This window comes from Paludisphaera sp., assembly GCF_037189885.1.
Classification (GTDB): domain Bacteria; phylum Planctomycetota; class Planctomycetia; order Isosphaerales; family Isosphaeraceae; genus Paludisphaera.
Genome location: NZ_JBBCIR010000002.1, coordinates 58,800 through 70,218 on the forward strand (window position 1 = coordinate 58,800; position 11,419 = coordinate 70,218).

Genomic DNA, 11,419 nt, shown 5'->3' on the forward strand with positions numbered 1-11,419 from the left:
ATGACGGGGACGGGATGATGGGACGACCCGGCGGGCCCGGCCGGGCCGACGAGCCGCGATGTCACTGGAGCATGGCCCGGAAGACGGTCTGGATCGGACGCGTGCCGACCTCGTACCGCGCCGCGACCTCGCGCGGCTTGCCGCGGGCGTCGGCGAACCGCAGGTTGACGCGGAACTTCTGCTGCGCGCCCGACGGGACGGGGGGGCCGTCGACCTCGAAGTCGGAGATCGGCTCGCCCCGCTCCCACCTCGGGTCCGACGCGACGATCGGCGGGTCGGCGCTCGCGAGGGCCTCGATGGTCCCCCCATCCCGCCAGAAGGCCAGGGCCCGCTCCAAGATGCGCCGGGCCTCGTCCGCGTCCGGGGGCGCGAGCCCGTCGGACCCGCAGCCCGGGAGCAGCAGGCAGGCGACGGCGCCCGCGAGGATCCGCCGGCGCGAGGGGCCGCCCGCCGCGGAACCATTCCGCACGAAAATTGGCATGATTTCACCTGTCGATTATCGATCGTCGAGGATCGGCCGGCGCCGGGGGATCGGCGCCGAGGCGCGCGGTCTCCGGGCGCGGCGGCGTCGCCGTGGGTGGAGGCTCGCGAGATGGCGCGGAGCGAGCGGCCTCGGGCTCGATCGAGGCGCCGGCCGGACGTTCAGGATGTGACGGAGGGGGATCGCGGAGGGCGCTCGAGGGGATTGGCGACTCGCCGGGGGCGCGGCCGGCCTTCCGCCGCGGGGGCGCCGGCGGGGCCCGGGATCGCGAGCCGCGGGCCGGTGATCGCGAGGCCCCATTGGCCCCCCTCGACCGGGAGGGGCGTCGTGGGCGACATCGGGGCCTCGCTCCTCTTCTCGGAGCACCTCGGCCCCGAGCAGGGGCGATCGCCGCCCGGGAGGCTCGGCCGGAGTTCGTCGCCGGCCGGCGTCTCGGCCTCGATCGACTCGAGCATCGCGAGCGACGCCCCGAGGGCGTGCCCGGGCGTCGAGGTCGCGTAGCCCCCGCACCTCGCCCGCGCCGAGGACGGCGCGCACGCGACCACGATCAGGGCCAGGAGCAGGCCCAGCGTCGAGGCGTTCGGCGTGATGGAAGTTAGGGGGCGAATCATTGCGATGGGAGCCTCGGCATCGTTCCGATGTCGTGGGCGATGCCCGATGCTAACCGGCCGAAATTCGATATGGAAGCCTTCGCTCGGATTTTCTCCCATGATAACAGCGCCAGGTCGATCGGACGATTGCGCACGAAATCCTTCGTTGGACGCGGCGCGGGGCGGGCATCACGCCGTGATATCGTGGTAATGGCGGGCCCCGCCGGCCCGCGTTCCGGGGCGCGGACGGCCGCCGCGGGTCGATCCTTGACTTCGCGCGGCACCGTATGTATCATCATCTTCGGTAAGAAGGTGATCGATCGGCCAAGGGCATGGGGAGTCGTCGCGACGGACCCCGCGACGGGGCGTCCCGCGGGGAATATCGGATTCCGGCCTCGATCGTCGGCCGCGAATCGCGGTATCAAGGAAGTTTGTGGCACCCCACGCGCCGGGCGGGACGACGCTCCCCCGGGCTGATTCGAATACCCCCTGGAATCGAGGCTCATCAGGATATGGCGGACGACGAAACGCAGGCGACCCCGACCCCACGACGTCCGACCTTCCGCGCGCGGAGCGAGGCGACGCCCGACGAGGTGCTGAGGCGTAACTACGTCGAGCGCGTCAAGAAGGAGAAGACGCCCTACGCCCTGGCCGACGAGTACGGCCGGCTGGCGACGACCCCCTACGAGGAGATCGCCGAGGAGGACATGCTGCGCCTCCAGTGGCACGGCCTCTATCATGACAAGCCGAAGCTCGGCTTCATGATGATGCGCATCAAGCTCCCCAACGGGATCTTGACCCCCGCTCGCCTGCGGGCGATCGCCCAGCTCTCGGCGGAGTACGGCCGCGGCCACGCCGAGCTGACGACCCGCCAGGACGTGCAGCTCCACTGGATTCGCCTGACGGCGCTGCCGGACATCTTCGCCCGGCTCGAGCAGGCCGGCCTCTCCACCCGCGGCGGCTGCGGCGACGTGCTGCGGAACATCACCGGCTGCCCGGTCTCCGGGATCGACGCCGAGCAGCGGTTCGACGCCAATCCCGTGCTGCTGGAGGCCCACCGGCGGTTCTCCGGCAACCCGCTCTACGGCGACCTGCCGCGCAAGCACAAGTGGACGATCTCGGCCTGCCCGCACCACTGCAACGGGCCCGAGATCCACGACGTGGCGCTGGTCGGGACGATCCAGGACGGCGTCCCGGGCTTCTCGGTCTGGGTCGGCGGCGGGCTGTCGGCGTCGCCGCGGATCGGCAAGTCGCTGGGGGTCTTCGTGGGGCTCGACGAGGCCCTGGACGTCCCCGAGGCGATCATCCAGCTCTGGAACGCCGACCTGAAGTACCGGATGTCGCGCGCCAAGGCCCGATTCAAGTTCATGGTCGACGACCACGGCCCGGAGAAGATCCGGGAGATGATCGAGGCCAAGATCGGCCGCCGCCTCGCCGACATCAAGGAGGAGCCCGTCCCGGCCGGCCGGACCGACCACATGGGCGTCCGCCCCCAACTCCAGCCGGGGCTGTCGTACATCGGCTTCCCGGTCCACGTCGGGCTGATCGAGGCCGACCAGATGCTCCGCGTGGCCGACATCGCCGAGTCGTTCGGCGGCGAGATCCGGCTGACCCGCGAGCAGAACCTGATCCTCACGAACGTCCCCGAGGCGAGGGTCGAGGAGACCCTGGCCCGCATGCGGGACGACGCCGGGCTCTCCCTGGACGTCAACCCGATCCGCGGCCACAGCATCGCCTGCACCGGCGAGCCCCACTGCAACTTCGCCGTCGGCGAGACCAAGCCCCGGCTGGCGCAGATCATCGAGCACCTGGAGCAGCGCCTTGGCCCGGCCGCGGCCGACCTGAGGATCTACCTCGACGGCTGCCCGCACGCCTGCGGCCAGCACTGGGTCGGCGACGTCGGCGTCCAGGGGACCACGCTCAAGACCCCCGAGGGCAAGGAGCAGGCCTACGACCTGCTGCTCCGCGGCGGCCTGGGCTCCGCGGCGGCGGTGGGCAAGGCGGTCATCCGCCGCGTCCGGGCTGACGACGTGAAGTACTACATCGAGCGCCTCCTGGTCGGCTACCTCGGCGAGCGCCAGGACGGCGAGACCATGCAGGGCTTCTTCACCCGCAAGACCGACGAGGAGCTGACCGCCATCGCCCGCGGCGACTCCCTCAACTACAGCCTCTGACCCACCAACCCCCAACCGTCCGGCCATCGTCCCACCCACGCTCCGCCCCCCACCCCCCCGGGGGGGGACGCCCCCGAATCCTGTACAATCGCGGAGACCACAGTCTGATGAGCGGCGCAGCGGAGACCGAGCGGGATCAAGCGGTTCTCATGGACGACTACGAGGCCGGCGAGCTCGCCATCGAGTTCGACGACAAGGAGCCCGAGGACCTCCTGGCGTGGGCCTTCGAGCGGTTCCACCCCAGGCTGGCGATCGTCACCAGCTTCCAGATCGACACGCTGGTCCTGATCGACATGGCCTGTCAGATCAACCGCGACGTGCGCGTCATCACCGTCGACACCGGCCGTCTCCCCCAGGAGACCCACGACCTGATCGACCGGGTGCGCCAGAAGTACGGCATCGAGGTCGAGGTCCGCTACCCCGAGGCCGCGCACGTCGAGAAGATGGTCCGGCGCAACGGGATGAACCTCTTCCGCGAGAGCGTCGAGAAGCGCCTCCTCTGCTGCCACATCCGCAAGGTCCTGCCGCTGCAGAAGGCGCTGGAGGATCTGGACGCCTGGGTCACCGGCCTCCGCCGCGACCAGTGGGCCACCCGGTCGAACATCCGCAAGATCGACCTGGACCACGACCACGGCGGCATCGTCAAGCTGAACCCCCTGGCCGACTGGACCCACGACGACGTCTGGGCCTACGTCCGCGAGTACGACGTGCCGTTCCACCCGCTCTACGAGCAGGGCTTCACCAGCCTGGGCTGCGTCCCCTGCACCCGGCCCATCCAGCCCGGCGAGGACAACCGCGCCGGCCGCTGGTGGTGGGAGACCAACGCCCCCAAGGAGTGCGGGATGCACTGCCCGATCGAGACCGGCGGCTTCGAGCACGAGGTCCACGCCATCCTCGGCGACCAGGTCGACCTGAAGAACCTCCGCGACTGACCGCCGCGCCAGAGCGACCCAACCACCCCCCGCGGGGGCCGGCCGTCGGCCCCCCGCGCGGAGGCGGAGCCCCCGCATGCGACTCGACCCCGACGCCCAGGAATACCTCCGCCACGAGATCGCGGCGTTCCTCGACCGCCTGGCGGACCCCGCCGCGCGGAGCCTCTACGCACCGCTCCTGCCGGCCGTCGAGGCCGCCGAGATCCCCGACGACCTCCTCGACCCCCTCGGCCGGGTTCTGGAGCTGAGCCTCGGCAGCGGTCGCCTGCGCAAGCTGCACGGCCCCCAGGCCGAGGAGAGCGCCGCGCGCCTCTTCCGCCGCACCCCGCGCGGCCGCGCGGTCCAGCAGACCTTCGACGAGGTCAACCAGGCGCTCGCCGGGCTCGCGGGCCAGGAGATCCGCTCGATCAGCCTCGCCCCAGGCAACCCCGGCGCGTTCTCGCTGACGATCGAGACCGACCGCTGCCGCGCCCGCTTCGACGTCGACGGCGCCGGCGCGCGCTGCAAGAGCGTCGAGATGGATATCTGACGCGACCATCACCGCGACGACCCGCCGGCAGGGCCGCGACCTGCTCGAATTCCTCGTCGAGGCCGTCTCCGCCCACCGCTCGGGCTGCACGCCGCCCTTGCTCATCCCCGCCAGGGCGTGGTGAGCGGTTACGCGTTCGCAAGGGAGTCCAATGGATCTCGCCTGGGATGAATACAGACGACGATGTCGCTCGTCTCGATGGGCGATCCTGATGGCGCTGCTGTGGTTGATTCCTGGATCGCTGATTCGCGTCATACTCGCCCATCAAGGCATGGCCGATAACTTGGCGTTCATATTGGCTGTCGCTTTGCCGATGCTGATCCTCGTTTCGACAACCCACGTGAGACGAATGTTATGGCCATGCCCGGATTGCGGACGCCCCTACCACGCCAGTTGGCGGTACGGCAACCCGTGGGCTCGTCACTGCGTTCATTGCGGCCTGGCGAAGCGATAATTGGTTAGCAACCGTTCATGCCCTAGAGGGCGTTGCAAACTCAATGCCTCAAGGATGGGCGCGCCGTTCTTGAGCATCGGGATGCTGAAGGCCCCCCAGGGATCGTTCGGCGGCTCCGATCCGGCGCGGGGCTGCCGCGACCGCGACGCACGACGAAGGAGCACCTCGAAATGCCCATGCGACGCGAGACGGTTTGGATCACGGCGGCGATGGCGATGATGATCGCGACGGCGGCCGTGGCGATGGCGGGCGAACGGGTCGAGACGAGGCTGGGGACGGTGGAGGGGTCCGCCAACCCCGCCGGCGTCCGCGCGTTCCTGGGCATCCCCTTCGCCGAGCCCCCCGTCGGCGACCTCCGCTGGCGCGCGCCCCGCCCGGCGCGGCCGTGGGAGGGGGTCCGCCAGGCGAAGTCGTTCGCGCCGGGGCCGGTCCAGAACGTGGTCCTCGCGATGGTCACCGGCTCCCCGCCCATCTTCAGCGAGGACTGCCTCTACCTCAACGTCTGGACCCCGGCGAAGCCCCCCGGCGAGAAGCTGCCGGTCATGGCCTGGATCCACGGCGGCGGGTTCATCATCGGCTCGACCGGCACCCCGGCCTACGACGGCGCGAGGCTGGCCGAGAAGGGGGTGGTGGTCGTCTCGATCGCGTATCGCCTGGGGGCGCTGGGGTTCCTCTCCCATCCCGAATTGGGCCGCGAGGCCGACGGCCTCTCGGGCAACTACGGCCTGCGCGACCAGATCGCCGGACTGGAGTGGGTCCGCGACAACATCGCGGCGTTCGGCGGCGACCCGGGCAACGTGACGGCGTTCGGCGAGTCGGCCGGCGCGATCTCGGTGAGCATGCTCGCGGCCTCGCCCCGGGCGCGGGGGCTGTTCCATCGGGCGATCGCCCAGAGCGGCGGCTCGTTCGCGCCCCCCCGGCTCGCCGAGGAAGGGGGCCAGACCATGCGCCCGCTGAAGATCGCCGAGGAGGAGGGGAAGGCGTACCTCGACGGCCTGGGCGCCGCCGACCTCGCCGCCGCGCGGGCGCTGCCGCCCTCGGAGTTCCTCAAGGATCGCCGCTGGTGGTGGCCGGTCGTCGACGGCGACGTGATCCCCGGCGACCAGCACGACCTCTACCGCGCCGGGCGGTTCAACGACACTCCCATCCTGATCGGCACCAACTCCGACGAGGGGGCGATGTTCGTCCGCCCCGGCCCGAGCACCGCCCCCGAGGCGTTCGCGAAGACCGTCCGCGACGGCTACGGCGACCTCGCCGACGTCATCCTCGCCGCCTACCCCCACGCCACGCCCGACGAGGCGTTCCGCTCTTCCAAGGATCTCTTCCGCGACTCCATCTTCGCCTGGAACGCCTGGGCCTGGGCGCGGCTCCAGTCCGAGAAGGGGTCGAACCGGGCGTTCGTCTACTACTTCGACCGCCGCGCCGCCGGCTCGGACGGGGCGTCGCACGCGGCGGAGATCCCCTTCGTCTTCCGCAACCTCGGCATCCTGGGGGGCTTCTTCGGCCGCCCGAGCCCCGAGGACGTGGCGGCGTCGGAGCTGATCTCCGACTACTGGGTCCAGTTCGCGAAGTCCGGCGATCCCAACCGCCCCGGCCTCCCGGAATGGCCCCCCTTCTCCGCTTCCGACCCGAGATACCTCCACCTCGACTCCGCCCCGACCCCCGCCGCCCGCCCCGTCCCCAACCTCCCCAAGCTGGAGGCGATGGAGGCGTACTTCGCCTGGCGTCGGGGGCGGCTCGAGAAGCCCGTGGCGGCGGGCGCGGATCCCGCCGTCGGCGATCGCCCCGCCGAGGACGCGCCGGCGGGGCGAGACGGTTCGGCGCAAGCGTTGCAGTGAGCCTCCCCGGGGCGAGATCCTCTCGCACCCCCATCCCCGATCGATCCAGGCCCGCCGCGACGCGAGGGTAGAGACTTGACCCAGGACGCGCCCAGTCGACATGAGAGGCGGGACGACGCCCCGGCGCGCGATTGGAGGCCGCCGGACGACGAGGACTCCCCGCCGAGCGCCGACGATTTCCCGCCGACGACGGCTCGGCCCGCGCCTGGAGATCCCGGATGCGCGATGGCGCGACTCGGCGGCGGGTTGTGGGGGCGGCGGCCGTCGCGCTGGCCCTCGCGGCGGCCGGGTGGTGGGCGTGGCCGCGCGCCGCCGAGTGGTTCGCCACCGTGTGGACCGATGACGCCTACGTCGAGAGCCACGTCACCCTGGTGGCGCCCCGCGTCCCCGGCCAGGTCGTCCGGGTGCTCGTCGACGATAACCATCGGGTGAGCAAGGGGGACCTGCTCATCGAGCTGGACCGCGAGCCGTACCAGGAGCGCGTCGACCTGGCGCGGGCCGGGGTCGAGACGGCCGAGGCCGACCTGGCGGCGGCCGAGAGCCAGGTCCGCAGGGACCTCGCGCTGGCGCGAGCGCTGCGCTGGAAGCTCCAGCGGGCCATCGAGGGGGTGAACAACCAGGTGGCCGCCCTGCGATCCCAGGTGGCCGGCCTGCGCAGCCGCGAGGCGACCCGCGACCTCAACCGGGTGGAGCTGCGCCGGACCGAGGAGCTGTTCCGCAGGAACGCCGCCTCCCATTCCGACTTCGACCGGGCCACCGAGGATTTCAAGGTGGCCGACGCCCAGGTCCGCCAGGCCGTCGAGCAGGTGCGGGAGATCCGGGTCGCCCTTGGGCTCGCCCCCGACCCGCCCGAGGGCTCGGGGCCGGAGGACGTCCCGGACGACCTCGAGGAGACGTTCTCCGGGGTCCGCCAGGCGCTGGCCGACCTGATGCAGACGATGGCCCAGGTCGGCCTCCCCCTCCCCCCCGGCGACGTCACCCCGAGCCGGTTCCTGTCCGAGTTCCGCGATCTTGACGAGGAGGGGGACGTCGACCGCATCTTCGACAGGCTGGTCCCCAGGGCGCCGGCCGTGCTTCAGGCGAAGGCGAAGCTCGCGCGGGCCCGGCGCGAGCTGGCGCTGGCCGAGCTGGATCTCCGGTACTGCGAGGTCCGCGCCGAGATCGACGGCGTGATCGCCCGGCGGTCGGTCAACCCGGGGAACCACGTCGTCGCCGGCCAGCGGACGATGGCGGTCCGGTCGCTCTCCGAGATCTGGGTCAACTGCCATTTCAAGGAGACGCAGCTCGCCGACATCCGGATCGGCCACCCGGTCGACCTGTACGTCGACGCCTACCCGGGGCGGGTCTTCCGCGGGCGGGTGAGCGGCTTCGCGCCCGGGACGGGGGCGGCGCTGGCGGTCCTGCCGCCGGAGAACGCCACCGGGAACTTCGTGAAGGTGGTCCAGCGCCTGACCGTGCGGGTCGACCTCGTGGAGCCGAACTCGCCCGAGGCGCCGCTCGCCGCCGGCCTGTCCGTCGTGCCGGTCGTCCGGGTCCGCGAGCAACCGACCGGGCCGAACGCCGGCGCCCGGCTCCAGTCGGTGGGCTCATGACCCCGACGGGCGAGGGGCCGAACCGGCGGGGGCTGGCCGCCGTGCTGGTCCTGGCCGGGATGACCCTGATCGCGGTGGCCTCGGTGAGCCTGCCGGTCGCCTCCACCCGCCACGTCGCCGGGGGGGTGGGGGCGGCCCGTCGCGACGCGGTCTGGATCATCAACGCCTATCTCGCGGCCAGCGCCGTCGCCGCGCCGCTGGCCACTCGCCTGGCCGATCGCGTCGGCCGACGCCGGGCGTGCTTGGGGTGCATCGCCGGATTCACCGTCGCCACGGCGATGTGCGGGACGGCCGCCTCGCTCGGCGGGCTGATCGCCGCGCGGGTGCTCCAGGGGCTGCTCGGCGGGATCCTGGTGCCGCTCGCGCAGGCCAGCCTGGCGGACCTCGCCCGGCCGGACCGGCCGAACCCCATGGGCGCGTTCAGCATCGCCCTGCTGATCAGCCCGCCGTTCGGCCCGGCGGTCGGCGGCTGGCTGACCGAGGCGTCATCCTGGCGCTTCATGTTCCTGGCCGGCGTCCCGGTCTGGATCGTCGCCCTGATCGTCTGCGCCCGATGGCTGCCCGACGACCCCCCCGAACGGCCGGCCCACGGCCGGTTCGACTGGATCGGCGCCGCGGCGCTGGTCGTCGGGCTGGCGTGCTTGCAGATCGTGCTGGTCGAGGGCCAGGTCTGGGACTGGTTCGATTCCCCGGCCGTGGTCGCCCTGAGCGCCATGGCGGCGACCTCGCTGGGGACGCTCGCGGTCCGATGCTCGCGGCGGCCCGACCCGCTCATCAGGCTCGACATGCTGTCCGACCGCCACTTCCTGGCGTGCGTCGCCCTGGGGGCCGCCACGACCTGTGTCTACATCGGGTCGCTGAGCGTGATCTCGCGGATGGTGGTGGGCTTGATGGGCTACGCCGCGGCGAACGTCGCGGAGATGGTCGCCCCGGCCGCGCTGACGCTGCTGGTGCTGGTCCCGGTCCTGACGGCCGCGTCCGGGGGGATCGGTGGGCGGCTGGTCCCGGCGCTCGGGCTGGTCGTGATGGCCGGCGGGGCCCTGTGGCTCTCGGCCGGGAACCTGCTGGTCGCCCCGGAGCAGATCCTCTGGCCCCGCGCGGTGATCGTCGTCGGGATGACGCTGACCCTGAGCCCCGTGAACTCCGCCGCCCTGCGCGGGATCGCCCCCGAGCGGCGTTCCGACGCGGCGTCGGTGTACAACCTGTTCCGCAACCTCGGGGGGACGATCGGGCTGGCCTTCGCGACGGTGTCCGGCGAGCGGCGCCTCCAGGCGCGTCTCGACCTGCTGACGGGGGCCCACCTCAACACCTTGCGGCCGGCGGTCGACCTCTGGCTCCAGCAGCAATCCGACCGCTTCCTCCACGGCCCGGCCGCCGGCGACCCGACCACGGCCGACTTCCTCGCCCTGAAGGCCCTGGACGAACTCCGCCAGGAGCAGGCGCTGGCCCTGGCCTACTTCGACACCCTCCTGTTCTGCGGCGTCGCGGCCCTCCTCTTGCTCCCCCTGATCCTCCTCCTCGACCGCCGCCGGATCGCCCCGGATCCCGGGTAGCGGCCCGTCACCGGAACAGCGCCCCCTCCGCCGCCCATCCCCATACCACGCCGGGCGAGGCGTTCCGCTCGTCCAAGGACCTCTTTCGCGACTCCATCTTCGCCTGGAACGCCTGAACCTGGGCGCGGCTCCAGGCCGAGGGGGGGTCGAACCGGGCGTTCGTCTACTACTTCGACCGCCGCGCCGCCGGCTCGGACGGGGCGTCGCACGCGGCGGAGATCCCCTTCGTCTTCCGCAACCTCGGCATCCTGGGGGGCTTCTTCGGCCGGCCGAGCCCCGAGGACGTGGCGGCGTCGGAGCCAACCTCCGATTCTGGGGCCGGTTCCGCGGACTCGGGCGATCCCAACCGCCCCGGCCTACCGGAGGGTCCCCCTTTCTCCGCCGGCTCAATCTCTGCAGCCGACTCCGGATCGACTTCCACCGGCCGCCTCGCCACCAGTCTCCACAAGCCGGAGGCGAACAACGCCTGTCGTCGGGGCCGAGCTATGGATCGGGCGACAGACGGTGATTTGGGTGACGCCCTCTTCTCTCGCGTCGTTGGGGCGACGATGATACCTTTCGTGGGAGCAGTCATGGGGATGCCTCGTCTTGCCTTTCGGCCAAGCTCGAGTCGGCGACAGCGGGGGGGCTGTGGGGATCATGGGGATTGCATCAGACTATCAATACCACGGGGGTGCGGTCGCTTGTTCTGATTATCTGCGGTTGCTCATGCCTGAATGGAAGTTTCTCGGGCAAGAGTCTATCCGGCGTAATTTTACTCACGAGTTTGAGGTGTTTGATTGCGACCAGGCGGACGTCCTGGATGCAGAAGCGAAGAGGCAAATGCGCGGCGGTGTCGGTCTTTGCCTGAAACCTTGCTTGCAGTTCGAGATAAATAATTATGCTGAGTCGATCTATCGTGAGTTGCGAAGGAGGCAGTCTGAAGCGTATAGGATCCAAGTGATAGACTCGATCCACCGCGATAAAAATATCCCCAAGAAAGAGATATTCAAGGCGATTGAGATTGCGGTCGCCGTTGCAGTAAGGAGTGCCTATCCAGATAGCGAGGTTGTAGTCACGATCGATGAGAGTAGCGGTGCAATCGACGCGACCCGAGACAGTGTTCCCGTCGATACCTCTAGTCTCAGCCAAGTCGCCGCCCAGACGGCCAAGCAGGTGATCATCCAGAAGATCCGCGAGGCCGAGCGCGACAGCCTCTTCGACGAGTTCGAGGACCAGCGCGGCGACCTGATGACCGGCACCGTTCAGCGCTTCGAAGGGGGCGCGGTCATCGTCA

Annotated in this window: 8 protein-coding genes; 7 read left to right on the plus strand and 1 reads right to left on the minus strand. The window is 70.9% G+C overall.

All coding sequences use genetic code 11. The features are described from left to right. Positions 1-61 precede the first annotated feature (61 nt). The gene (locus WG209_RS00440) at positions 62-481 is read right to left on the minus strand and encodes a hypothetical protein (RefSeq protein WP_337173009.1); all 420 of its coding nucleotides are present in this window, start codon (positions 479-481) and stop codon (positions 62-64) included. A 1,102-nt stretch (positions 482-1,583) separates the two neighbouring features. On the opposite strand from WG209_RS00440, the gene WG209_RS00445 reads away from it, so the two are divergent. The 7 genes from WG209_RS00445 to WG209_RS00475 form a co-directional block, all read left to right on the plus strand. Further along, complete coding sequence (locus WG209_RS00445) at positions 1,584-3,245, plus strand: nitrite/sulfite reductase (RefSeq protein ID WP_337173010.1); 1,662 nt, start codon at positions 1,584-1,586, stop codon at positions 3,243-3,245. Positions 3,246-3,352: 107 nt separating this feature from the next. After that, positions 3,353-4,177: a phosphoadenylyl-sulfate reductase gene (locus tag WG209_RS00450; protein ID WP_337173011.1), complete on the plus strand. Its 825-nt coding sequence runs from the start codon at positions 3,353-3,355 to the stop codon at positions 4,175-4,177. 76 nt (positions 4,178-4,253) lie between these two features. Further along, entirely contained in the window at positions 4,254-4,706 is a 453-nt protein-coding gene (locus WG209_RS00455) for a hypothetical protein (protein WP_337173012.1), read from the plus strand. A gap of 624 nt (positions 4,707-5,330) precedes the next feature. Then, positions 5,331-6,998, plus strand: a complete 1,668-nt coding sequence (locus WG209_RS00460) for a carboxylesterase family protein (RefSeq protein WP_337173013.1) — start codon at positions 5,331-5,333, stop codon at positions 6,996-6,998. 218 nt (positions 6,999-7,216) lie between these two features. Continuing rightward, entirely contained in the window at positions 7,217-8,590 is a 1,374-nt protein-coding gene (locus tag WG209_RS00465) for an HlyD family secretion protein (protein WP_337173014.1), read from the plus strand. Then, on the plus strand, positions 8,587-10,143 hold the full coding sequence (locus WG209_RS00470) for a DHA2 family efflux MFS transporter permease subunit (RefSeq protein WP_337173015.1): 1,557 nt from the start codon (positions 8,587-8,589) through the stop codon (positions 10,141-10,143). The genes WG209_RS00465 and WG209_RS00470 overlap by 4 nt, the downstream gene beginning before the upstream one ends. 588 nt (positions 10,144-10,731) lie before the next feature. Further along, positions 10,732-11,419 (plus strand): NusA N-terminal domain-containing protein (locus WG209_RS00475; protein ID WP_337173016.1); only part of this gene is annotated, 688 nt, incomplete at its 3' end.